We start from the raw sequence: 22,724 nt of genomic DNA, 5'->3' as shown, positions 1-22,724 counted from the left end.
GCGTTGTTATATGACTATCGAACGCCCGCCAGCTGCGATCGAAGCCTGCGCCACGTCGGCATCGGCGTTTTCTTCAGGCGCCGGCCTATGGTTCTCGGGAATAGGGCGGGTGTAAAGCTGCAATCGCGTGCTGGCGGCGCATCACGACTTTGGCTTTTTGTTCGGGACGTTTTGCGGCTCGTGCGGCGTCCTCGCGTCGGGCTTGTCGCTTTTTTTAGCTGTCTTGGGTTGCTCCTCCGCATACCCGGAGTTCTTTGGCGGCTGCTTGGACGGTTTATCGCTCATGTGGCATCTCCCTCGGAGGCAGGTCTCGATTCTTCGACGATGCGAGTGATGATGAGGTCATGGCCGGCCCGCCGCGTTTGGACGTCCGCGGCGTGGCATACTCGGGCCACACAGGTTGACCGGCGAATTGCACCCGATGATCCCTCTCGACGCTGGCGCTGACCTTGCTGGCGAGGCGCCAGCGCAGCCTCGACGCCATCTGGGCATTCGCCATGGCATCGCCATGTGTGCCGGTATGGTGATCGGCTCGGGCATCTTCAAATCCACGCCGATGGTGGCTGCCAGCATCAGTTCGCCAATCGGGCTTTTTCTGGTTTGGCTGATCGGCGGCGTGCTGTCGTTCTGCGGTGCGCTGTGTTTTGCCGAAATGGCGGCGGCGTTTCCGGATGCGGGCGGCGACTACCATTTTCTGTACAAGGCCTACGGACGCAAGCTGGCGTTTCTGTTTGCATGGTCGCGCTTTGCCGTGATCCACACCGGCTTTATCGCCATCCTCGCCTACGTGTTCGCCGACTACGTCAACGAGGCACTGCCGCTGGGCGAGCACGGCACCGGCTTTCTGGCGGTCGGCACGATCGTATTGCTGTGCGTGATCAATCTGCGCGGCGTGCGCACCGGCATGGGTGCGCAGACCGGTTTTGTGGCCATCGTGGTGTGCGGCATGCTGGCGCTGGGTGCGGCCGGCGTATGGATGGCTATTCACGGCATGCCGCCGCTCAACGATGCGCCGGTGCCGCCATCGACTGCCTACGGTACAGCGATGATTTTCGTGATGCTGGCCTACGGCGGCTGGAGCGACGCGGCGACGTTGTCCGCCGAGCTGCGTGCCGGGCCGCGCGGCATTGTGATGACCCTGATCGGCGGTATGTCGCTGGTTACCGTGCTGTACACGCTGGTCAACTGGGCCTATGTGCGTTGCCTGGGTCACGCGGGCTTGGCTGCCAGCAATGCGCCGGCGGCGACGGCGATGTATCTGGCTTTCGGTCGCACCGGCGAGTGGCTGGTGGTGGGCGCGGTGGCGGTCACCTCGATCGCGGTGATCAATGCGCTGCTGATTGCGGGCGCACGCACCACCTATGCCGTCGCGCGAGACAGCGGCCTGCTCGGTTCGGTGGGGCAATGGGATGGCGCACGCGGCATACCCGCTTCGGCTCTGCTGACCATCGGCGGCGTGGCGCTGGTGGAGGCGGCAGTGGCGGGACTGACTCATGGCGCCTTCGCTACTCTGGTCGACTTTGTTTCGCCGGTGTACTGGTTTTTTCTGGTACTCAGCGGCGCAGCCGTGATCGTGCTGCGTGTGCGTTTTCCGGACGCGCCGCGGCCGTTCCGGGTGCCGCTGTACCCGTTCCTGCCGATTCTTTTTTGTGCGACCAGCGCGTACGTGCTTTACGCCACGCTGGCGTACGTCAAAGCCGGTGCGCTGGTCGGCATCGTGGTGCTGGCACTCGGCACGCTGCTGCTGCCGTGGTTTGGCAAAGCGCGCCAACGCGCAAGCGTGCGTCCCGAAATCAGTGGTTGATCAGCCGCGACGCATGCGGGACATCAGCGCTGCGATCTGGCGCACGGCCGCCTCGGACGCGGCCCGGTTCGGCGTCACGTCGCTATTGTTGAAATTGCCGTTGTCGCCAAACGCCTGAATCAGCAGCCCGTCACTGCGCGGAACCATGCTGACGTGCTCGGTGTTTACGGCGTAGGTGACTTCCGGCTGCGGAATCAGTCGCGCGGTCTGTCCGCGCACGGGGATGATCGAATCATCGTCGAACAATGCCCGCGCGCCGTAGCCCGTCGCATTGATCAGGGTGCGTTCGGGCAGCTTCAGCAGCTCGCGCGGATGATCGAATTCGCGTACCTCGATCTTGCCGCCGGCGGTCAAGAAGTCCGACATCAGCATGCGCGCGTAGGTGCTGATGTTGAACATCATCGTGGTGTAGCGATGCACGTACGGCTGCGGAAACGGGGTGCTGCCGGGTGGCATATCGACCGTGCGCGGGGTCAATTCACGGATGCGGCCGCGCAGGTCGCCGTAGTCCGGCTCGTCGGTGACCTTGGACGGATGCGGCTGGTCGAACGGGGTGTCGGAAAGCGAGTAGCCGTCGATCCATTCGATCGGCCGGCCGGGCAGGCCGAGCAGGCTTTGATACATGGCGTAGGACGTGCGCGCCATGTCTTCCCAGCGCGCGCCGAAATCCGGCGCGTGCTGCGCATCGCAGATGCGCGAGTCGGGCGTCCACAGGCCGGACGCACGCATCGAATAGACGTCCGGCGGCAGCGCCTTGGCATAGATGCGCACCGACAGCCCGGCGCGCTGCGCCAGCAGTGCCGAGGTGAGACCCAGCGCACCGCAGCCGATCACGCCGAGCTTGCGCACGCCGGTGTCCTGCGCCAGACGCAGGGCCAGCGCGCTCGATCCCCACGACAACGACCAGCCGCTGCCGCCGTGGCCATAGTTGTGCACGAGCGTTTTTTCACCCAGCCGCCGCGTTTCGATCCGCGGCCCGGCGGCACGAAACGGACGCGTGCAGACGTACACGCCGGTGATGCGATCGGGCTCTGCGCGGATCGGTGCCAGGTGCAGCATGTCCGCCGATGGGGCGCTCGGTGGCGATACCAGCGCGCCCGCTTTGGGCGCCGCGAGCAAAGGCTGGCGTGCGCAGGCGGCGAGCCCTGCCGTGGACGCCACCGCCAGCGTGGCGCCGGCGCCGCGCAGAAATTGCCGTCGTTGCATGGATCGATCCCCGAGATGATTGACGAAAAACCAGCGCTGTATCGCAGAATAGGTCGAGCCGACTTTGCTTGTCCGATCGTTATTATCCGATGGTCATGGCGAAATCAAAGCCATCCTGTGGCATGGTTCTGACCTCGATCCGAAGCCCGCCGTCGCGACAAGGCGTCTACATGGGCCTGTTCCTCGCCCAGCACCGAGTCCTTTTCCATGAAAACGCCGTTTCGATATGTTGTCGCTTTTGCATCGCTGCTGCTCGCGCTCAATGCGTCGGCCGCGCAGCCCGATCCGCAGAAAACGCGGCTCTTCATCGACCACGCCTGGGATACGCTGACGCGCTCGATGGACGACTGCTCGGCGTTGCGCGACGGCGATACAGGCACGCGCGCGGCGCTCTATCTACCGGCCGATCTGTTGCCATCGCCCGACCTTGCCGATGTCGTAAGCCATTGTCATGTCCAGGTACGCATACTGCCTCGGGCAATCGGCAAGATCGGCGATTTTTCACCGACGGCGCTGCCCGAGCAGGGTCTGCTTTACCTGCCGCATCCGTACGTCGTACCGGGCGGTTTCTTCAACGAGATGTATGGCTGGGACAGCTACTTCATCGTGCTTGGTCTGCTTGCCGATCGTCGCGAGGCGATGGCGAAAGGCATGGTCGATAACGCGCTGTTCGAGGTGCAGCACTATGGCGCCGTGCTCAACGCCAACCGCACCTATTACCTCACGCGCTCGCAGCCACCGTTTCTCGGCGCCATGATCCGTGCCGTATTGGACGATCCGGCCAGTTTCAAGACCACCGCGGACGCGAAGTCGTGGCTGGCGCAGGCTTACCCGCTGGCGGTGCGCGACTATTCGACCTGGACGCGCAAAGAGCATCTCGCCGGCACTACCGGCTTGGCCCGCTACTTCGATTACGGTGGCGCTACGCCGGTGCCGGAGTTCGATAGCGAGTACTTGCCCGGGGTGATCCGCTGGCTGCTCGCGCATTCGGCCGATGATCCGGGCTACCTGATCAGGGCCACCAAACATCCGGCTGCGGCGCAGGCTGCACGGCTGAAAAAAACCAGCTGCGACATCCAGGCCTCGACGCTATGCGCCGGGGCCTGGGCCAACGGCTATCGACTCACGGCCGATTTTTATCTCGGCGATCGCGCGATGCGCGAATCGGGTTTCGATACGACTTTTCGCGCCGGGCCTTTCGGCGGCTCCACCCACCGGTACGCGACCGTCGATCTCAACAGTCTGCTCTACCGCTACGAGCGCGATCTGCATGATTTCGCCATCGAACTGGGCAACGACGCCGATGCACGACGCTGGAGCGCTGCTGCCGCTGCGCGCAAAACGGCGATCGATCGCTACCTGTGGCGTGCCGACAAGGGCCTGTACATGGACTACGACTTCGTCGCCGGCCAATCGTCGAACTACCGCTTCGTCACGACCTTCTATCCACTATGGGCCGGCGTGGCATCGCCGGCGCAGGCCGACGCGCTGCGCAAGAACCTCGGCGTTTTCGAGCGCAGGGGCGGGTTGCAGATGAGCGACCACGACAGCGGTGCGCAGTGGGATGCGCCGTTCGGTTGGGCGCCGACCCATTGGCTCGCGGCGTCCGGCCTCGATGCCTACGGTTTCCACGGCGATGCGCGACGGATTGCCGGCGAATTCACCGGCACCATCGACCGCAGTTTCGCTGACGACGGCACCATCCGCGAGAAATACAACATGGTCAGCGGCAATGCCGACGTAAAAATCAGCGCAGGCTACAAGGACAACGTGATCGGGTTCGGCTGGAGCAACGGGGTCTACCTGAAGCTGCAGCAGCTGTTGAGCACAACTGCAGCGGCCGAGGCTTCATCCGCGCATTGAATCAGCGCCGTCGCGACGTCCGGCGCGGCTTCAATTCATCCAGCGCCGAAGCGTTGCTGCGCGCCCATTCGTAGACCAGCTCGATCGGCTCGATCATGCGCTGGCCCAGCGGTGTGAGCGAGTAATCGACCTCGGGCGGTACGGTGTCGTGCACGTGCCGATGCACCAGGGCGCTGGCCTCGAGTTCGCGCAGGGTCTGGGTCAGCATTTTCTGCGAAATGCCGGGCAGGCTGTGCAGCAGCACGCCCGAGCGCGCATGGCCCTCATGCCGCACATGCAGGGCGTGCAGGATCATGCTGGTCCACTTGGTGGCGAACAGCTCCAGTACGCGGCGCGGCGCGCAGTCTTCCAGCCATTGCTCGTCGGGTGATCCGGGTTTCATGACGGTGGTTACCTTTTGGTGCCGACTTGGTTTGTCGTCGCGGCGGATTTATTTTGAACGATCATTCTTGCAGAGATACTCATGAACAAAGCGCTCGTGGTAGGAACCAGCGGTATCGTCGGCAGCGCGACCGCGCGACTTCTGGTGGAAAAGGGCTGGCCGGTGGCCGGCGCCGCGCGTCGACCGCCGGCGCAGGATGGCGTGACACCGGTGGCAGTGGATCTCACCGACGCCGAAGGCACGCGCGCCGCGCTGGCCGACGTCGCGCCGTCGCATGTGTTCATCGCCACGTGGTCGCGGCAGGCGACCGAGGCGGAGAACATTCGCGTCAATGGCTCGATGGTGCGGCATCTTCTCGATGCATTGCGTCCGGCCGGTAGCGTGCGCCATGTCGCGCTGGTCACCGGTCTCAAACACTATCTCGGACCGTTCGAGGCCTACGGCAAAGGCGTGCTGCCGCAGACGCCGTTCCGCGAGGAGCAGGGTCGTCTCGATGTCGAAAATTTCTATTACGCGCAGGAGGACGAAGTGTTTGCCGCGGCCGCGCGCGACGGCTACAGCTGGAGCGTGCATCGCCCGCACACGATTACCGGCGTGGCCGTCGGCAATGCGATGAACATGGCCACCACGCTGGCGGTTTATGCGTCCATCTGCCAATTCACCGGGCGTCCGTTTCGTTTTCCCGGCTCCGCCGCGCAATGGAACAGCCTCACCGACATGACCGACGCGCGTCAGCTGGCCAAGCACCTGCTGTGGGCGTCGACGAACGCCATCGCCGCCAACGAGGCATTCAATATCGTCAACGGCGACGTGTTCCGCTGGAGTTGGATGTGGTCGCGCCTCGCCGACTGGTTCGGCCTCGACGCGGCGCCGTTCGACGGCACGATCGAGCCGCTGGCATCGCAGATGGACGGCGACGCCGATATCTGGCGCGAGATCGCCGCACAGCGTGGGCTGGTCGAGCCGGATATCGACCGGCTCATCTCGCCCTGGCATACCGATGCCGATCTGGGCCGGCCGATCGAAGTGGTCACCGACATGTCGAAAAGTCGGCGCATGGGTTTTCTCGACTATCAGCCCAGCGACGATGCGTTCTTCAACGTGTTTGCCACGCTGCGCGAGCGCCGGCTGATTCCCTGAGAAAAAGTTGCTCCGTGAGGCGTGAGCGCAGCGAACCCCAGCGCGGTGGCCTCCGATGCTGGGGTTTGCTGCGCTCACACCAATCTACGGCAGAACTTGCCGCATTCACTCGCGGGACATCTGCCACTGACGACACTGCGCAGTCGGACTTTCGGGAGTGGCAGTGCCAAACGCTATCGGTATGAAAAACGTTTCCCGCTGCGCGGTCGTGAATCCGCGCCTTGCCCTGCGCCTCCTGCTGCTTGCCGTCGGTCTCGTGTCGATCTCGATCGTCCAGGCGCGGAGTGGCTCCCGAAGCTCGTCGCACGCGGCGGCCGACCAGCTCGCCGTTCAGGTCACCGATGACCGGCTGACGCTTGCTGTCACCGATGTACCGCAGGTCTATCTGTACGGCACGATCGACGAGGATGCGCCGCAGCGCGTCGGCGCTTTGATCCGATCCGGCAAGATTCCCAGCGGCTCGGACATTTATCTCAATTCCTCCAGCGGTAGCGTCAGCGCCGGCATGGCCCTGGGTCGACTGTTCCGCACGGGCTCGATGGTCACCCACCTGGGCAAGCCACGGCGCAAGGGCGAGTCGAATACGGCCATCTGCGTGGGTGCCTGTGCGTATGCTTACTTCGGCGGCCTTTACCGCTGGGCGCCGACCGGCAGCGATCGCATTGGCGTTTCTGCCTATCCGGCCACGTCGGCGTCGACCGCCGGCTCCAGCCAGTCGACGCAGCCATCCGGCGACGTCGCCGGCTATCTGAAGGACATGGGCATCGACCCCGCGGCGCTCGCGCCCACGCCGGGCACGGCATCCAACGGGACCGTATGGCTCTCCGCCGACCAGATGATGGCCTCGGGGCTGGCCAACAATGGACGGCTGCCGCTGGTAGCGAAGTATCAGACATTGTCCACCGGCCCCTACCTCACCCTCGATCAGGTCGATCGTCACGGCGAACATCGCATGACGATCGAGTGCAAACCCGGGCGCGTGATTCTCACGGCGATCAACAAGGTCGGCAACGAGCGCGCCAAAGATATCGTCATGCGCGGAACGCGCTCGTATTTCGAGCTCAACCGGCAGGAGATCCTGACTCAGCAAAGCGGTGGCGCCGAGGTGGCCAGCGAGTCGATCAGCATGACGCGCACCTATCCGCCGGCGCGCCTGCAGTACATCATCTACGCGCCGTCCGTCGGCGCCTGGGTTGCCGGCCGAACCAACGCGTTCCGCAACGGCTTCACTTTCGAACTCGAACCGGTCCGCAGTACCCTCAAGCAATACTACGAAGCCTGCTGGCAAGCGGCGCCGTGGCCGACGACCAAGCAAAATTCCTGAGCCTGCGTTGCCGGCGGCGCGCATGGCAGATGGAAAACGACGCTTGATCGAATCGCCACCGAACGACATCCGCTGATGGACGAGCCCCGGTGATGCCGGGGCTTTTTTGTGCGTCCGTTTTCCGGCTGGCTTGGCCGTCACATCCCGACGCCCAGTAATCGATCGCGGAATGCAAGCTTTCCGCCGCTCGGTCACGCCTGCCTGTTTAACTATGTGTGTCCCTGTCCGAATTCGCGGATGGGGCTATCAAAGGAGCAGGGGCATGATCACGTTGGGTATGGAAGAAGAGATCCAGATCATCGACGACCGGGGAGAACTGGTCGCGCATGATTTTTCGGCGGACTTCGTCGAGGCGACGATTCCGGAGGGATTGATGGATAAGGAGATCCACCGCTGCGTCATCGAAACCAAGACGCGCGTGTGCCAAACCGTGCCGGAGCTGCTGTCGTGCGTGCGGTTGATGCGTGGGCAGGCGCGTCGTCAGGCCGCGTCGCAGGGGCAGCGCATTCTCATCGCCGGCGTCCATCCGACCTCGACGTGGCAGCAACAGCCGCTGCATGAGGGGGCCGACTTTCCGCACTATGCGAGTCTGATCGACGAGTACCGCGACGTGTCGCGCAGCGCGCTGAGTTTCGGCATGCATCTGCATCTGGGCTTCGAGCTGGGCGCGCCGCGCATGGCGATCATGAACCGGCTGCGGCATGTGTTGCCGGAGGTGCTGGCGCTGTCCGCCAGCTCGCCGTTTTTCGAAGGTCGCGACACCGGGTTGCAATCGTGGCGCCACAGCCTGCTGGACCGCTATCCGCGCATGGGTACGTCGGACGCGTGGGAAAGCGAGCAGCACTATCAGGCGCACGTGGACCGGCTGCGCGCCGTGGGCTGCCTCGGCGAAGACCAGGGCTTGTGGCAGGACATTCGCCTGCATCATCGCTACGGCACGCTGGAAATTCGCATCATGGACACGCATCCCGATCCGGTACGCATCGGCCTGATCGCCACGTTGCTGAAATGGGAGGCCGAAACGCTGCAGCTGGAAATTCGAGCCGGCAGACAGGGCCCGGTGTGGTCGCGTGCATGCATCGATGAAAACAAATGGCGTGCGCGCCGGCACGGCTTGCGCGCCCAGTGGATCGACTGGAACCGCGATACGGTGTCGGACACGCCCAAACATTTCGAACGCTGGTGGTCGCGCGTGGCGCCGCGGGCCAAGGACCCCGCCGAGCGCAGCTACTGGGAGCGGCATCTGGCCGATGCGCTGATCCAGCGTACTTTCGCCGATGTGCTGCGCCAGCAGGCACTGCGACTCGGCGACTGGAAAACCACATTGCAGTGGATGGCTTCGCTGGCCTGTGACGATGCCTACGTGCCGCAAGCGGCGGAGGCCTTGGCATGAACGCCTTACCTCACGTGCATCTCGAATTCGTCGGTGAAGCGAAGTTCGCGCGCGCCCTGTCCGATACCCGCGCGCCGCACCTGCCGCAAAGCCTGTTGTCCGACCATTACGCGGTCGGCAATCGTGCGCTGCGCACCGCGCTCGACCGCAAGATCGGCCATCTGGTGACGGCACTGCAGCCGCATCTGCACCCCGAACGCGTGGCGTGGCCCGGCGCGCGGGCGGACGTTCTGGCGCTGGACATGGCGTTCACCGAGCACCCGACGCAGCCGTTCGATCTGGCCTGGGTGGAAATTCAGGCCTTCACCTCGATGCTGCCCACCTTCCACACCATGCATCTGGCGCAGCGTCGGGCGAACGATATGGACGTCCATTTACTGCCGCACGATCCGCTGCCGCGAGGGACATCGTGGGTGGATCATTCGCGCCGGTGGCTCGCCCCGCATGCCGACACGGTGCTGATCGAGGATCGTCCGCGCGACGGTTTGAGCTGGCCGGATTTCGACGGCGCGCGCCACTGGTGGAACGTCGACGTGCACGACTGGCGCGATGTCATCGTCGAAGACGGCCATCTCTACAGCCCGGATCGCTCCAGGCGCTACGCCCACGTGTGGAACCGGCTGATCTTTTCCGACCTCTCGATCGAAGATCGCGCCATGGCCGAAGCGAAGATGCGCGCCGCGCATCAGGTCAACTGGCACAGCCATCCGGCCTGGTACGACGGCATACACAAAGGCAGCCTTGCCGATCTGCCGCTGGCCGCGCATGAAGCCTGTCACTGGGTCGAGGACGCCGCCGTGCACGCCACGCAATGGAGCAGCCCCGAGCGCTGGGTGGCCAAATCCGTCAGCGGGCATTCCGGCATCGGCCTGTTGCTCAATCCCACCAGCGCGGAATTGCAGGCGTTGCCCACACCGCGGCAGTGGATCGTGCAGAACAAGTTCAAGCAGGTGCCGATCGGCAAGCATCCGATCACCGATGCGCCGCTGTTCGGCGAGGTGCGCTGCCTGCTCGCCCTGCAGGACGGCAGGGCGCCCTGGGTGATGGCCTGGATCTTCCGCTGCTCCACCAATGGCATTGCGACCATGAGCGGCCGCCAAACCCGCCCCGGTGAAGGCATGACCCTGTTGTACTTCGACACGCGCGAGCAGGATCATGAGGGGTAGTCGCAGGGCGCGATTAGATTGATTGGCGGTGATTGCAGCGGCTGTGGCGGCACGGCGCAGCAACGAGCATTTACGCAGTGGATGGTCGGAAAGGCGGGCCGAATCACCGACCCGTAAATCCAGCGCCGAGGCGTTTCATGTTGGGGTTCGCTTTGCTCACCGCCAACCTACGGGCGGAGGCACCTCACGTCTTCGACTGCGATCACAGCGGTGGCTCAACCCGCTGCGGAATAATCCATCTCCCTCAGATCATCCAGCAGACTCGGGCCGCTGGGCTCCCAGCCCAGAACCTTGCGCGTCCACTCGCTCGACGACAGCATATCCAGGCCAACGAATCCGCCCAGCCAGCCGAAGTGATCAGCCGCTTCATTCGGCAAGATGGACTTCACCGGCACGCCCAGTCCGTCGCCGATCGCTTGCGCGATATCGCGCGCAGACACGCCTTCCTCGTCGACCGCGTGATAGCGCGCACCGGGCTCGCACTTCTCGATGGCCAGCCGGTAGAGCCGGGCCACGTCGAGCACGTGCGCTGCGGGGAATCGGCTGAGTCCTTCGCCGACATAGGCCGACACGCCCTTGGCGCGAGCCACCTCGATCAGCGGCGTGACCAGACCCTGCTTGACCGTGTCGTGCACCTGCGGAAGCCGCATGACCGACACCGCAACGCCAGCGGCCAGCATCTCCTCGCCGGCGATTTCCGAAGCGGATCGCGGGTTGGGATGTGCTTTATTGAACACGTCCTCGGTGGCGGGTTTGCCCGGCATGGTGCTGCCCATGCCCGTACCCGAGGTGATTAGCAGTGGGCGGCTCGAACCGATCAGCACTGAACCCAGTGCTTTGATCACCTGACTATCCTTCGCGCAGTTCGCGACGAAGTTCGAAAAATCATGATCGAACGCGGTGTGGATCACCGCATCGGCCTTGGCAGCGCCGCTGCGCAGGCTGTCCAAATCCTCCAACTGGCCGTGGTGCACCTCGGCGCCAGCGGCAGCGAGCGTGCGCGCGCCTTGTTCCGAACGTGTCATACCGAGAACCTGATGGCCGGCCGCCAGCAGCTCGGGCACGATGCGAGAGCCGATAAAGCCGGTCGCGCCGGTGAGAAATATGCGCATAAGCAGTCTCCAGTGGTGAATATTCGCCTAGACTAGTCCTGCGCTCATAAGGGTAAAGTAGTGGCATTATCATGGTATATAAACCAACAGGATGCTCATGTCCGTCCCACCAGGCAACGCACTCGGTATCTATTTGAGAGATCGACGCACCCGGCTCGATCCAGCCTCTTTTGGCTTCGCCAGCGGTCGCCGGCGAACGCCGGGCCTGCGTCGGGAAGAAGTTGCCCAGCGCGCCAACATCAGCCCCACCTGGTACGCGTGGCTGGAGCAGGGCCGCGGCGGGGCACCTTCGGCTGACGTGCTCAACCGCATCGCCAAGGGGCTGATGCTGACCGAACCCGAACGCGAGCACCTGTTCATGCTCGGCCTCGGTCATCCGCCCGAGGTGCGTTACAAGGCCGCCGAAGGCGTCACGCCGCGCCTGCAGCGCGTGCTCGATGCGATGGAAGTCAGTCCGGCCATCGTCAAGACGCCGCTGTGGGACGTGGTCGCGTGGAACCGGCCCGCTGCCGTGCTGTTCACGGACTACGGTGCGCTGGCTCCGAACGAGCGGAATATTCTTCGAATGATCTTTGCCGATGCACGCGTTCGCGCCGCGCAGGAAGACTGGCAAAGCGTGGCCCGTTTCGTCGTGGGCGCGTTTCGCGCGGACGCGGCACGTGCCGGTGCAACAGCGGAGATCGGCCAGTTTGTGGAAGAGCTGTCCCGGCTCAGCCCCGAGTTCGAAGCGCTATGGCTGGCCAACGACGTCAACGCGTACGGTGAAGGTCTCAAGCGTTTGCATCACGCCGAACTCGGTTTGCTGGAACTCGAGTTTTCCGCCTTCGCCGTCGACGGTCGACCCGACCTCGGCATGATCGTGTACAACCCCGTGACCCGCGCCGAGGCGGATCGCATTCGTGCTTATATCGAGTCGCAAGCGGTGTCGGCCTAGCCGCGCATCGTTATGTCGCAACTCGCCGATGGCGGATTGGATCGGGCGCCGTTTTCAATAATGAGGAGTTATCGAGTGAAATCGTCGGATGCAGCAGCCGTCGTTCAGCGTCAACTGGATGCGTATAACGCGAAGGACATGGAGGCATGGCTTGCCACGTATTCCGTCCAGGCCGAGCAGTTCGTGCTCCACGGCGAAAGGATCGCGCATGGTCACAAAGAAATGCGAGAGCGCATGCGGCTCCGCTTCGCCGAACCCGATCTCCACGCTCAGTTGGTCAGCCGACTGGTCATGGGGCATATCGTCGTCGACCTCGAGCAAATCACTCGTAACTTCCCTCAAGGCAACGGAGTAATCGAGATGGTCTGCGTGTACGAAGTTGTCGACGGTCTCATCGTCAAGGCGTCGTTTGCGATGGGGACGCCGGTGTTCAAGGGGTAATCGCTATGTCCACGACGCAGACCCGGTCTCGTCTGCAAGTGTTCATCGATGTCTTGCTTGGCGGCGTGTTCTCTGCCAGCAAAGTCACGAATATGTTCGCCGTTTCGCATCGGCGAGTAGGTCGCCATCTGGCGCGATAATCAATACTCGGTGCGCTGGAGCTATTGGGCTCAGCTTGGCGCGTCTTTCATCATGCGGCCGATAACATTCGGTCCGCTCAGCACTCGATCCAATCCTCGGAGAATTCACGTGACCTATCAAGCGGCGACGAATCGCTACAATGACCTGATGCCTTATCGCCGCTGTGGCCGCAGCGGTATCGACCTGCCGGCCATTTCGCTGGGGCTGTGGCAGAACTTCGGCGGGGCGGATGTGTTCGAGACGGGACGCGCCATGTTGCGACGCGCGTTCGATCGCGGCGTGACGCACTTCGATCTGGCCAACAATTACGGTCCGCCGTATGGTTCGGCCGAGGAGAATTTCGGCCGCGTGATGGCGACCGATCTTGCGCCGTACCGCGATGAACTGATCATCTCCAGCAAGGCCGGCTGGGATATGTGGCCGGGCCCTTACGGCGGCATCGGCGGCAGCCGCAAGTATCTGATCGCCAGCCTGGATCAGTCGCTCAAGCGCATGGGCCTGGATTACGTCGACATCTTCTATTCGCACCGCGTCGATGCCACCACGCCGCTGGAAGAAACCATGGGTGCGTTGGCGCACATGCATCGCCAGGGCAAGGCGCTGTATATCGGTATTTCCAGCTATTCGCCCGAACTCACGCGCAAGGCGGCCGCCATCCTTGCCGAGGAGCGTGTGCCGCTTTTTATCCACCAGCCGAACTACTCCATGTTCAACCGCTGGATCGAAGACGGCCTGCTCGACACGCTGGAAGACCTCGGCACCGGCTGCATCGCGTTTTCGCCGCTGGCCCAGGGGCTGCTCACGTCGAAGTACCTCGACGGCGTGCCTGCCGATGCCCGGGCCACGCGCGACGGCTCGCTGAGCAAGGAGCAGCTCAGCGAGAAAAACATTGCACGCATTCGCGCGCTCAACGCGATCGCCGAACGTCGCGGACAAACGCTGGCGCAGATGGCGATCGCCTGGGTGCTGCGCGATCCGCGCGTAACCTCGGCCCTGATCGGTGCGCGCACCGTCGAGCAGTTGGACAACTCGCTGGATGCAGTGCATTCGCTCGACTTCTCCGCCGCGGAGCTGGCCGAGATCGACAAGTACGCGACCGACGGCGGCACGGATCTTTGGAAAGATTCGGCGAAGCTTTGAGTTGTGTGCAGGCCGGGCGACGGGCACCGCTCCGTTGACCTGGGCCGACGCGGAAAGCGGCGGGTAGTGCCATCGAACTGTCATACCTCGCGTGCGTGACCGGTTAGCCATCGTCGCAGACGTCAACCTGCACGCCCCGGCGACGTTCATCTCATAAGGTCAGTGGAACACGGCTAAAGCGTCTCTGACGGCCAAGCGCAGCGCACCCCAACATCGGCGCGGACTCATGTTGGGGTGCGCTGCGCTTAACCCCAACCTACAAAGCGCTCTGCGGAAGCTTGCACACTTTCCGAGAACGATTCTCGCTGCTGGTGCGTCATGACGCCGCCCCCGGTTTCTGGCTCTGCTTGCGTCGTATGTGCAGCGATTCGGCGCGGGTCTGGCTAAGCTAGCGCCAAGGCGACGATCTATGTGTTGTCCGGTGAGCCGCCAACGAGTCCCCCCCTTGCCCCACCAAAGCAGATCGTCGTGAAAACTTCCCCTCCCATGAAAGGTGCCCCCCTTCGAGCGGTGCCGGATACCAAGCTAGGATCGACCATGTCGACAGCCTCCATCACCGAGGACGCGCTGAAATACACGCGCGTGGCGATGCTGCTGCACTGGACGATCGCGCTGCTGATTCTCGCCAATATCGCGCTGGGTCTCGCGGCGTCGCTGTTGCCGACTTCGGTGTTGCCAGATACGTCCGTGCGCTTTGTCATCGACACGCACAAGTCTATCGGCATTACGGTGCTGGGGCTGGCCATCGTGCGCGTCCTGTGGCGGCTCACACACAGGCCGCCATCGCTGCCGGGCGTCTTTGCCGGCTGGGAGAAAACCGCGGCGCACGTGGCACACATCGCGCTGTACGTGCTGATCTTCGCGCTACCGCTGTCGGGATGGGCGCACGATTCGGCGTGGAACGCCGCGGCGACGCATCCGATGCATCTGTTCGGCCTTGTGCCGTGGCCGCGCATGGGTTTTCTGATGCATCTCGACCCCGCGCTGAAAGAGCAGCTGCATACCCGGCTGGGTACCTTGCACACCTGGTTTGGCTACGCGCTTTACGTAGTGCTGGCACTGCACATTCTGGGCGCCCTGAAGCACCAGTGGATCGATCGCCATTCGGTCCTTCGGCGCATGCTGCCGTAATGCGCCAGTGTGATCCATCGTTGCCCATGAACACTCGCATCCGCGACTTCCGGTACTCCCGGCTCGCGCAGGTTGCCGCCATCGAAACGGAAGAAGGTTGATGGATACGCCCCTCGGTTCTCTCGATCGCGCGCTGGCGCTTGCCTCGCCGCGCATCTCGCCGGTGCGTACGCCGGTGATCAGCGTGATGATCCACGGCGGCGTGATGGTGCTGTGGCTGGTGCTGTTCGCGCGCGCGTTCTTTCTGCACGGTGTCGGCGCGTGGTCCACCGGTATTGCCTACGTGATTTACGATACGGCGCTGCTGCTGTTCGTAGCGTGGAAATCGCTGTCGCTGATGAGGCCGCTGCCGGCCGCGCCGGCGAGCCGGCCGACTCCAACGCTGGGCGTCATCGTCGCCGCGCACAATGAAGCCGCGGTGCTGCCGATCACGCTCAATGCGCTGCTCGCGCAGACCAGCGTGCCGACACAGATCGTGATCGCCGACGACGGTTCGACCGACGGCACCGCACAGCTGCTCGCGAGCCGCTTCGGCCTCGTCGATCCCGGTGAAGGCAAGCTCAGCGAGCCGAGTTCGCTTTATCCTGCGATGCGCTGGCTGCGCGTGCCGCACGGTGGTAAGGCGCGCGCGCTGAACGCGGCGATGCTGCTGATGACTACCGAAACAGTGATGACGGTGGACGCGGACACCCTGCTCGAACCGGAAGCGTGTGCGGCGATGGCCAACGCCTTCGCGGCGTTGCCGCAGCTGGTAGTTGCCGCGGGCCTGCTGTCACCGGTGTGCAGTCGCACACTCAGCGGGCGTTTCTTCCAGTGGTTTCAGACTTACGAATACATCCGCAATTTCGTTTCGCGCTACGCCTGGATGCGCGCGCACAGCCTGCTGCTGATTTCCGGCGCGTTTGCGTGCTTCCGGCGCGAGGCGGTGTTGACCGTCGGCGGCTTCGATCCGGATTGTCTGGTCGAAGACTACGAGCTGATCCACCGGCTGCGTCGCTATTCCTTCGACCGCGGCCTGGATTGGGACGTGCGCGTGATCGGCACGGCGAAAGCGCGCACCGATGCGCCCAGCACGCTGCCGAGTTTTCTGCGCCAGCGGCGGCGCTGGTTCGCCGGCTTTCTACAGACGCAGTACTGGTATCGCAGCATGATCGGCAACCGCCGCTACGGCACGCTCGGCACGCTGATGCTGCCGGTCAAGGCCTTCGATACCGTGCAGCCGCTCTACGGCCTCGCCGCCTTCGGCCTGCTGCTCGCCTTCCTGTTCGGCGGTCGCTTCACCATCGTGCTGCCGGTTCTGACGATCATTCTGCTCAAGATCGCCATCGATCTGGCATTTCAGGCGTGGTCGGTGCATCTGTATCGTCGCTGGAGTGGCGACAGCAGCACGTCGAGTTTCGCCATGGCGCTGCTCGCCTCGGTCATCGAACCGTTCTCGTTCCAGCTGATGCGTCATGCCGGCGCCACGCTGGGCTGGGTGTATTTTTTGCTGAAGCGCAACGAATGGGGCACACAGCACCGGGTGGGGCTGAATGCAGGGAACGAACCCTAGTTTTCTGCGCGAAGACTTCTGGCTGTTGCCAGTAAATCAGCCAAACTCCGGCCCGTGCTTCCAAAGCTCGCTCCATGGCTTGCGCGTGGGGCCGCATACGAAGATATCCGGGTGATCCATGGTTTCCTCATTGGCTATACCCAGGGCATTAGCCGTGTGGCCAGCCAGGCGACACTGGGTGAAGAGCTCATCGGCGCGCTCGTGCGAACTTCCCAGCACGATAAATGTGCCGAGCGGCGTTTGCGGATAGCCTCGCAACCATCCCGTATTGACCGCGCTGATCGGCACGGGCAAATGGTAGCGCTGACCCAGTAGCGCTATGGCGCCGTACTCGCCATAGTTGCCCACCACAATGCCCAAGCTGGCTTGCTGTTCGGCAGGCAACGCATCACGTATGGTCGCCACTCGCGCGACGATTTCGTCCCAGCCGATTTCCTAGCGTAGGTCGGTGTTGTTTTTGAGCGCAAAGTCGCGCAACGGACCGCTCGATGCGATGGGCACGATGCGCAAGGTCGCGTAGATGCCGACGGCGAAGACGCCCGCAAAGGCCAGCGAAGAGATTCCGTATTTCCAGGTCGGGCGCAGCGTGCGCAACCATCGTTCGCTCACAACCGCGCCCATGGCCAGCACCATGGGGTAAGCGCCGCCGGTGTAATAGAAGCGTCCCCGGGCAAGCAGGAACAGCACGACCGGCACCACGTACATCCAGGCCAGCATGCGATAGTGGCGATGCTTGAAGTAAGCGAACAGGCCCGCCAGCCAGACAGGTGCAGCGAACAGGTTGGCACCCAGCAGAAGTTGATCGCGCAGGAAACCGTCGGCACGGCCCTGATGCACGTCGCGCGCGTGGATACCTTGAAGAAAATGGTACGAGATGAAGTCGTGCCGGATCAGCCACACCAGGTTGGGCGCAAATATCAGTAACGCGATGGCGCCGCCAACCCAGAACCAGCGATTGGCGACATATCGCCGTGCGTCGGTGAGCAATACGCCCACCAGCACGCCGGCGAGCTCGAACGTCATCGAATACTTGGTCTGCATGCCGAGCCCGGCGAATAGGCCAATGGCCATCCACCAGCGTGGCTCGTCGTCCCGCAGCAGGCGAATCGTGCACCACGCGATAAGCACCCACCACAGCAGGTCGAACGAGGAATACTGGAATTCCGTCGCCCAGAACAAGGGCAATGGCGACAGCGCGACAGCGACCGCCGTAAAGGTTTGTGCGAGCCGTCCACCACCCAGGTCGCGCGCCATAAGCCCGCTGGCAATAATCACCAGCATCTGCGCGAGCACCGAAAACAACCGCAGGCCAATCAGCGACAGGCCAAACATCTTCAGGCCCAGGTGCTCCAGCGCGGCGGTGAGCGGCGGGTAGGGCACAAAGCCCCAATCCAGACGCTGGGCATCGCTGAGAAATTGCCACTCATCTCGATGAAAACCGTACTGTCCGTTGGTCAACATGTGCGCCATGCCGAAGAGCGCGGCGATGATGAGCACCGGTGTCGCGCTCGCGCGCTCCCCCGGTGTGGCGCGTTGAACCGGAACACTGCTCGCAACCATACGTGTGTCCTTGAAAGTAGTCGACTGTTTACTCGCGCGCCTGCCCGGCTCCCCCGGCGGCAATTGCTTTACTTGCCTAAAATAGCCAATGTCGGATAGTCAATGTTGGCCTTGGAACATCACCCGTCGCGGATATTTTTGGCAACTTGCCAAGCGAGTCGCTTTTGCGGAGGGAAACCATGTTCGGTCAACGCTTTCTGGTCATTTATTCCGGTGTGCTCACGGCGGCGTTTGCGGTATCGATGCTGGCTGGATTCGCAAAGAGCCCTGTCGCGACGTTTGATGAAATCAATGTCCACCGTATCAACGTGCGCGAGCCCGATGGCACGCTGAGGATGGTGATTTCCGACAGTGCGAAATTTCCTGGCGTGATCGTCAAGGGAAAAGAGCAGCCCAAGGTCGACCGACCACAGGCGAGAATGATTTTCTTCAACGACGAAGGCTCGGAGAACGGCGGCCTGATCTTCGGTGGAAAGCGCGATGCACACGGGGACGTAGTGGATTCCGGAGGCAGCCTGTCCTTCGATCGCTACAACGCAAACCAGGTCGTGCAGCTTCTGGGCGTCGATGACAAAGACAACCGTATGGCGGGTATGGCCGTCTCGGACAGCCAGGAAAACGGTAGCAGACATCGCCGTCTCTGGGTGGGAAGATCCGCCGACGGATCGGCGCTGCTGTCGTTGATGGATGGCGGCGGCAACAAACGCATCCAGATGACGGTGGCCTCCGACGGCGCGGCCGAAATCGATTTCCTCGATGCGAATGGGAAAGTCATCAAGGCGATCAGGGGAGATAGTGCCTCGCCGTAAAATTTATCGATGGGAATGTCCATTTCCACCCGTCGCTGCCGGTGACGGCCGTCCGCTTTTTACACGGCCAATTTTCAAGCAGGGGGGCCTTAGCTGGATCGCTGAGGAGAGGCTTCCTTTGCATTCAGCGAAACGTGAAACAATCTTGGCCTAAAAGAGCTTCTGACGATGCCTCCGACCACGCCAAGTGCGATCGCTTCAAACAGCATTAGGAGAACAAAGGACATGCCGATGCCGATGAGAACGGCGCCCACGCCAGCCAGCAAAAAATAGAGCTCGGAACCTTTCGGTCGGCGCAAAACAATCGATGGACGATCCAGACTGATGTCGCTCACTGGTCAATCGCCATGACGGCCACGTAGCTTTCCAGTTGCAGTGCCCGATCACGGATGAAGTTGGTGGCATCATCTGCCTGCATCGGCACATACATCGTGCCTTGCCGCGTTTCGTAAAGCGCGCCGCGGGCTTTCGCTTCTTGATCCCGAAAGGTCAGCCAAGTTCTCTGCGAGGCGCGAAGATCGGCAGCGACATTTGGCGGCAGCTTGCGCATCAAGGTAGCGTACGCAGCGTTCATCCGGTGATCGTAGGCCTGCGTTGCCGTCGCCTCACAATCGGTCTGGCCAGCCGTCGATGCGTTGGCGGCATCATTGAGGCAATGATTGAGTACCACTGCTGTCGGGTCCTGTGATCCTGCGGCGAAGGCGGCCACCGGCAAACTGACCACCAACATCGCGACAAATTTTTTGCTGATATGCATGGACCGTTTCCTCGACCTGTAATAGTGATGTTGGCCTCAACGACATTAGGCCTCACCAGCGGTAGCCTAACAATTCTTTTGCCTGATTCATCTTTCTTCTTTGTGCGCGCAGGCTGCAGACAAAGAGGCCGCCAGGCTATCGGACGGCTCGCACGCAGTGACGGTAAGGAAGCCTTGAATTCAGCCCTTATAAAGACATATGCCGTCAGCCAAATCTGCCAACTGAGTTCGACGAGATGCTCTGTGCCGGGATCAGTGCTACGCACCTTCAAAGGAACTTCAGATGCCTGGCTATTATCTTGGTATGGCATTGAATAGCTTGGCGCGCAACTTTCCGACCGCGGCGGCCTACTTTCGGGAAACCGGCAATGCGCAGCAAACTCTCGCAGCGTTGCCTCGCGATCAGCGTATCGATTGGCAGCATCGGTAGTGTGCTCGCTACAGCTGTGCCGGTCGCTACAACGGTGACTAGCCGATGAGATCTCACTCCTGCACAGCGCCACCTACTTCAGCCGCGGGGACCAGCGCTACGCTCCGTTTACGTCGATCTCGAAGACGAAGGAACGGGCGTTCGACGAGATAGTGGAGCAGGGCGGCGATGCCGACGGCGACCAGTACGCAGCAAAGAAATGTCACGATGCCGCGGTGGTTGAGGGAGGCGGGCAGGTAGCGGACTGCGATTTTCAGCGAGGCTTTGTGCGTCAGATATATGCTGTAGGACGCGCCGGCGATCCAGGCGACGCCCGGCACTCGCGTTTTGCCGAGCAGGCCGGTGGGGCTGGCGGCGGAGGCGACAAGCAGGGCGAGGCCGATGGACAACATGGGGAAACCAAAGACGCAGGCGGCGAAGGTGAGGGTGTCGCGGAATATCCAGGCCGCAAAGCCGACGACGATGATGCCCAGAAGCGCGAGCGCATTGGCATTGCGCTGAAGACGCTGCCATAGCGGCTGCTGGTAGACGCTCAGCATGGCCAGCGCAACGCCGCACATCAGGCCATCAAGGCGAGCATAGGTGGGGTAGTAGACCAGCTGCATGTAACGCCAGATGTCCATTTCCCACACGCCACCGTCGGCGGGCGCGGCGGACTGCGACCATGCAAATCCACGCCAGGCCATGCCCAGCAGCATCAGGCTGGCCATGACAACGACGACGCGCCTCGCACGGATTCTCGGCGCCAGCACGAGTATGGCCAGTGGAAAGAGCAGGTAGAAATATTCCTCGACGCACAGCGACCATGCCGAAGAGAACGCATGCGGGACACGCTGGTCCACGAACAGGTTCATGGTGAACGTGAGGAACTGCCACAGCGGCTGGATCACCGGCTGCTCTCTGAGTCCGGGCGCGGCGAAATAAATCGCCACCACGACCAGATACGCAGGCAGGATGCGGTAGGCGCGCTGACGGTAGAACGCTTTCAGGTCCAGCCGGCCACTGCGTTCGTAGCGCACAAAAAGCTGATGGCCAATCAGGTACCCGCTCAGAACGAAGAACAGATCGACCCCCATCCAGCCATAGCTTTCGATCCAGCCGAAGCCGTTCCCCATGCCGCCGACCAGCCACGAGTGAGTACAGATAACCGCGACAATGGCCAGGGCGCGCAGCAAGTCGAGGCCGGGCAAGCGTTGCATGCATTCTTTCCTTGAAACGATAGCGAAGGATAACGACTTTCAGCTGGCCGCCGGCTTGTTCCGGTGCACCTCAGCAGCGGCTTCGCTGCCTGATTAGCTTTGCACCATGCCAATCGTTCGCAGCCACACCTCGACCAGCGCGGGCCAGCCGCTGATCGGAAACTTGCTGGGCCGCAGGCCGAACGCGTGGCCGCCGTTGGCGTAGAGGTGCATTTCCACCGGCACGCCGGCTTTCTTCAACGCGGTGTAGTAGACCAGCGACTGCTGCACGCCATCCACGTCGTCGTCCTCTGCCTGGGCAAGAAACGTCGGTGGCGTGTCGTGAGAAACCGGGACATTCTTATTCAACTTGCCACCGTCTGTGGTGAGGTGGCCGGGGTAAATCGCGATGGCGAAATCCGGTCGGCTGCTTTCCCTGTCGGTCGCATCCATCGGCTTGTACAGGTCGTGCTTGAAGCGCGTGCTGGCCTCCGCCACCAGATAGCCGCCGGCCGAAAATCCGAGCACGCCCACCTTGTGCGGATCGATATGCCATTCGGCGGCGTGCGTGCGCACCAGGCGCAGCGTGCGCTGGGTATCTTGCAACGACGGTACGGACGTCGTCAGATTGTGCGGGCGACAATCGCATTGCCAGACATACGGCACGCTCGGCACGCGATACTTCAGCAGCACGCAGGTGATGCCGCGGGATGTCAGCCAATCGCATACCTCGGTGCCTTCGAGGTCGATGGCGAGTATCTGAAAGCCGCCGCCCGGAATGACCACCACTGCAGCCCCGGTGTTCCGACCCTGCGGGGCATACACCGTCATCGTAGGGTGCGTGACGTTGGTGATGGCAGCATAGGTTTTGGCGGGAGTCACGCTAACGGTTTCGGGACCGGGCGCCGGCTGCCCGTCGGGCGTGGCTTTCGGCCAGATCGGTATTTGCGTGTGGCCGGCCGATGGTTGCCAGACGGTCGTGTTGGCGTGGACGCTTGGGCCAAGGGCCAGCAGACATGCGGCGATCATCCAGCGCTTCATGAGGCTCCCTGTTTCCGGCACGTGGCCAGCGTTGCACGATTCGAATAAGGATTCATCGGTGAACCGAAGATGCCAATCATGCCCAACGCATCGGCCGTGATGCAGCGCCTGCGATGGCTTTTTGCGGGCAGGCAGCAGGGGGCCGCCGTCTGTCATTCGATCATACGGTGGCCGGTGGCACGTTGCCGTCTCTTGGTCCGGTTTCCACCGGTAAGGCGAC

General features: G+C 62.7%; 22 protein-coding genes. 12 read left to right on the top strand and 10 right to left on the bottom strand.

The features are described from left to right. Positions 1-141 precede the first annotated feature (141 nt). A complete protein-coding gene (locus tag HDE78_RS16160; protein WP_179481347.1) occupies positions 142-285 on the bottom strand; it encodes a hypothetical protein in 144 nt (47 codons plus the stop codon). 136 nt (positions 286-421) lie between these two features. Here HDE78_RS16160 and HDE78_RS16155 point away from each other — a divergent pair, with 136 nt between their 5' ends. Continuing rightward, the gene (locus tag HDE78_RS16155; RefSeq protein ID WP_218862430.1) at positions 422-1,804 is read left to right on the top strand and encodes an amino acid permease; all 1,383 of its coding nucleotides are present in this window, start codon (positions 422-424) and stop codon (positions 1,802-1,804) included. Here the strand turns inward: HDE78_RS16155 and HDE78_RS16150 are convergent, their stop codons facing one another. Continuing rightward, complete coding sequence (locus HDE78_RS16150; protein WP_179481345.1) at positions 1,805-3,010, bottom strand: FAD-dependent oxidoreductase; 1,206 nt, start codon at positions 3,008-3,010, stop codon at positions 1,805-1,807. Between the two features lie 207 nt (positions 3,011-3,217). Here HDE78_RS16150 and HDE78_RS16145 point away from each other — a divergent pair, with 207 nt between their 5' ends. Beyond that, positions 3,218-4,873, top strand: a complete 1,656-nt coding sequence (locus tag HDE78_RS16145) for a trehalase family glycosidase (RefSeq protein WP_179481343.1) — start codon at positions 3,218-3,220, stop codon at positions 4,871-4,873. A gap of 1 nt (position 4,874) precedes the next feature. Here the strand turns inward: HDE78_RS16145 and HDE78_RS16140 are convergent, their stop codons facing one another. Continuing rightward, positions 4,875-5,255 carry a helix-turn-helix domain-containing protein gene (locus HDE78_RS16140; protein ID WP_179481341.1) on the bottom strand — a complete coding sequence of 127 codons (381 nt, stop codon included), beginning with the start codon at positions 5,253-5,255 and terminating at the stop codon, positions 4,875-4,877. A gap of 81 nt (positions 5,256-5,336) precedes the next feature. Here HDE78_RS16140 and HDE78_RS16135 point away from each other — a divergent pair, with 81 nt between their 5' ends. The 4 genes from HDE78_RS16135 (at position 5,337) to HDE78_RS16120 (ending at position 10,278) form a co-directional block, all read left to right on the top strand. After that, entirely contained in the window at positions 5,337-6,395 is a 1,059-nt protein-coding gene (locus HDE78_RS16135) for an SDR family oxidoreductase (RefSeq protein ID WP_179481339.1), read from the top strand. 181 nt (positions 6,396-6,576) lie between these two features. Next, complete coding sequence (locus tag HDE78_RS16130) at positions 6,577-7,719, top strand: hypothetical protein (RefSeq protein ID WP_255457861.1); 1,143 nt, start codon at positions 6,577-6,579, stop codon at positions 7,717-7,719. A gap of 262 nt (positions 7,720-7,981) precedes the next feature. Continuing rightward, entirely contained in the window at positions 7,982-9,112 is a 1,131-nt protein-coding gene (locus HDE78_RS16125) for a YbdK family carboxylate-amine ligase (RefSeq protein ID WP_179481336.1), read from the top strand. Continuing rightward, the gene (locus HDE78_RS16120; RefSeq protein ID WP_179481334.1) at positions 9,109-10,278 is read left to right on the top strand and encodes a hypothetical protein; all 1,170 of its coding nucleotides are present in this window, start codon (positions 9,109-9,111) and stop codon (positions 10,276-10,278) included. Before HDE78_RS16125 ends, HDE78_RS16120 begins: the two co-directional genes overlap by 4 nt. 215 nt (positions 10,279-10,493) lie before the next feature. Here the strand turns inward: HDE78_RS16120 and HDE78_RS16115 are convergent, their stop codons facing one another. Continuing rightward, a complete protein-coding gene (locus tag HDE78_RS16115; protein WP_179481333.1) occupies positions 10,494-11,390 on the bottom strand; it encodes an SDR family oxidoreductase in 897 nt (298 codons plus the stop codon). Between the two features lie 97 nt (positions 11,391-11,487). On the opposite strand from HDE78_RS16115, the gene HDE78_RS16110 reads away from it, so the two are divergent. The 5 genes from HDE78_RS16110 to HDE78_RS16090 all read left to right on the top strand — a co-directional run bounded on the left by HDE78_RS16110 (position 11,488) and on the right by HDE78_RS16090 (position 16,729). After that, entirely contained in the window at positions 11,488-12,324 is an 837-nt protein-coding gene (locus HDE78_RS16110; RefSeq protein ID WP_179481331.1) for a helix-turn-helix transcriptional regulator, read from the top strand. Positions 12,325-12,399: 75 nt separating this feature from the next. Next, positions 12,400-12,765, top strand: a complete 366-nt coding sequence (locus HDE78_RS16105) for a nuclear transport factor 2 family protein (RefSeq protein WP_345776078.1) — start codon at positions 12,400-12,402, stop codon at positions 12,763-12,765. Between the two features lie 249 nt (positions 12,766-13,014). Next, complete coding sequence (gene mgrA, locus HDE78_RS16100) at positions 13,015-14,046, top strand: L-glyceraldehyde 3-phosphate reductase (RefSeq protein ID WP_343205736.1); 1,032 nt, start codon at positions 13,015-13,017, stop codon at positions 14,044-14,046. A 537-nt stretch (positions 14,047-14,583) separates the two neighbouring features. Then, on the top strand, positions 14,584-15,177 hold the full coding sequence (locus tag HDE78_RS16095; protein WP_179481327.1) for a cytochrome b: 594 nt from the start codon (positions 14,584-14,586) through the stop codon (positions 15,175-15,177). Between the two features lie 100 nt (positions 15,178-15,277). Then, positions 15,278-16,729 carry a glycosyltransferase gene (locus HDE78_RS16090; protein WP_179481325.1) on the top strand — a complete coding sequence of 484 codons (1,452 nt, stop codon included), beginning with the start codon at positions 15,278-15,280 and terminating at the stop codon, positions 16,727-16,729. Between the two features lie 36 nt (positions 16,730-16,765). Here HDE78_RS16090 and HDE78_RS16085 read toward each other — a convergent pair whose 3' ends face one another. Both HDE78_RS16085 and HDE78_RS16080 read right to left on the bottom strand, forming a co-directional pair. Continuing rightward, positions 16,766-17,134: a hypothetical protein gene (locus HDE78_RS16085; protein WP_179481323.1), complete on the bottom strand. Its 369-nt coding sequence runs from the start codon at positions 17,132-17,134 to the stop codon at positions 16,766-16,768. A gap of 30 nt (positions 17,135-17,164) precedes the next feature. After that, on the bottom strand, positions 17,165-18,289 hold the full coding sequence (locus tag HDE78_RS16080; RefSeq protein WP_179481321.1) for a glycosyltransferase family 39 protein: 1,125 nt from the start codon (positions 18,287-18,289) through the stop codon (positions 17,165-17,167). 179 nt (positions 18,290-18,468) lie between these two features. On the opposite strand from HDE78_RS16080, the gene HDE78_RS16075 reads away from it, so the two are divergent. Next, positions 18,469-19,098: a hypothetical protein gene (locus HDE78_RS16075; protein WP_179481318.1), complete on the top strand. Its 630-nt coding sequence runs from the start codon at positions 18,469-18,471 to the stop codon at positions 19,096-19,098. 89 nt (positions 19,099-19,187) lie between these two features. Here HDE78_RS16075 and HDE78_RS16070 read toward each other — a convergent pair whose 3' ends face one another. The 4 genes from HDE78_RS16070 to HDE78_RS16055 form a co-directional block, all read right to left on the bottom strand. Beyond that, positions 19,188-19,433 carry a hypothetical protein gene (locus tag HDE78_RS16070; RefSeq protein ID WP_179481316.1) on the bottom strand — a complete coding sequence of 82 codons (246 nt, stop codon included), beginning with the start codon at positions 19,431-19,433 and terminating at the stop codon, positions 19,188-19,190. Next, positions 19,430-19,855 carry a lysozyme inhibitor LprI family protein gene (locus HDE78_RS16065; RefSeq protein ID WP_179481314.1) on the bottom strand — a complete coding sequence of 142 codons (426 nt, stop codon included), beginning with the start codon at positions 19,853-19,855 and terminating at the stop codon, positions 19,430-19,432. Before HDE78_RS16065 ends, HDE78_RS16070 begins: the two co-directional genes overlap by 4 nt. A gap of 483 nt (positions 19,856-20,338) precedes the next feature. Then, positions 20,339-21,484, bottom strand: coding sequence for an acyltransferase (locus tag HDE78_RS16060; protein WP_179481312.1), 1,146 nt, complete (start codon positions 21,482-21,484; stop codon positions 20,339-20,341). Between the two features lie 93 nt (positions 21,485-21,577). Beyond that, positions 21,578-22,504: an alpha/beta hydrolase gene (locus tag HDE78_RS16055; RefSeq protein ID WP_179481310.1), complete on the bottom strand. Its 927-nt coding sequence runs from the start codon at positions 22,502-22,504 to the stop codon at positions 21,578-21,580. Positions 22,505-22,724 lie beyond the last annotated feature (220 nt).

The organism is Rhodanobacter sp. K2T2 (assembly GCF_013408815.1).
In the GTDB taxonomy this organism is placed as follows: domain Bacteria; phylum Pseudomonadota; class Gammaproteobacteria; order Xanthomonadales; family Rhodanobacteraceae; genus Rhodanobacter.
The sequence above is the reverse complement of the archived record's forward strand: the minus strand, read 5'-3'. Positions and strand labels throughout refer to the sequence as shown.

Coding starts and splice junctions, on each gene's coding strand:
- HDE78_RS16090 (WP_179481325.1), top strand. CDS start 15,278: ATGGATACGCCCCTCGGTTCTCTCGATCGCGCGCTGGCGCTTGCCTCG.
- HDE78_RS16110 (WP_179481331.1), top strand. CDS start 11,488: ATGTCCGTCCCACCAGGCAACGCACTCGGTATCTATTTGAGAGATCGA.
- HDE78_RS16130 (WP_255457861.1), top strand. CDS start 6,577: ATGAAAAACGTTTCCCGCTGCGCGGTCGTGAATCCGCGCCTTGCCCTG.
- HDE78_RS16060 (WP_179481312.1), bottom strand. CDS start 21,484: ATGCAACGCTTGCCCGGCCTCGACTTGCTGCGCGCCCTGGCCATTGTC.
- HDE78_RS16155 (WP_218862430.1), top strand. CDS start 422: ATGATCCCTCTCGACGCTGGCGCTGACCTTGCTGGCGAGGCGCCAGCG.
- HDE78_RS16095 (WP_179481327.1), top strand. CDS start 14,584: ATGTCGACAGCCTCCATCACCGAGGACGCGCTGAAATACACGCGCGTG.
- HDE78_RS16075 (WP_179481318.1), top strand. CDS start 18,469: ATGTTCGGTCAACGCTTTCTGGTCATTTATTCCGGTGTGCTCACGGCG.
- HDE78_RS16055 (WP_179481310.1), bottom strand. CDS start 22,504: ATGAAGCGCTGGATGATCGCCGCATGTCTGCTGGCCCTTGGCCCAAGC.
- HDE78_RS16120 (WP_179481334.1), top strand. CDS start 9,109: ATGAACGCCTTACCTCACGTGCATCTCGAATTCGTCGGTGAAGCGAAG.
- HDE78_RS16125 (WP_179481336.1), top strand. CDS start 7,982: ATGATCACGTTGGGTATGGAAGAAGAGATCCAGATCATCGACGACCGG.
- HDE78_RS16065 (WP_179481314.1), bottom strand. CDS start 19,855: ATGCATATCAGCAAAAAATTTGTCGCGATGTTGGTGGTCAGTTTGCCG.
- HDE78_RS16160 (WP_179481347.1), bottom strand. CDS start 285: ATGAGCGATAAACCGTCCAAGCAGCCGCCAAAGAACTCCGGGTATGCG.
- HDE78_RS16080 (WP_179481321.1), bottom strand. CDS start 18,289: ATGGTTGCGAGCAGTGTTCCGGTTCAACGCGCCACACCGGGGGAGCGC.
- HDE78_RS16135 (WP_179481339.1), top strand. CDS start 5,337: ATGAACAAAGCGCTCGTGGTAGGAACCAGCGGTATCGTCGGCAGCGCG.
- HDE78_RS16150 (WP_179481345.1), bottom strand. CDS start 3,010: ATGCAACGACGGCAATTTCTGCGCGGCGCCGGCGCCACGCTGGCGGTG.
- HDE78_RS16140 (WP_179481341.1), bottom strand. CDS start 5,255: ATGAAACCCGGATCACCCGACGAGCAATGGCTGGAAGACTGCGCGCCG.
- HDE78_RS16115 (WP_179481333.1), bottom strand. CDS start 11,390: ATGCGCATATTTCTCACCGGCGCGACCGGCTTTATCGGCTCTCGCATC.
- HDE78_RS16145 (WP_179481343.1), top strand. CDS start 3,218: ATGAAAACGCCGTTTCGATATGTTGTCGCTTTTGCATCGCTGCTGCTC.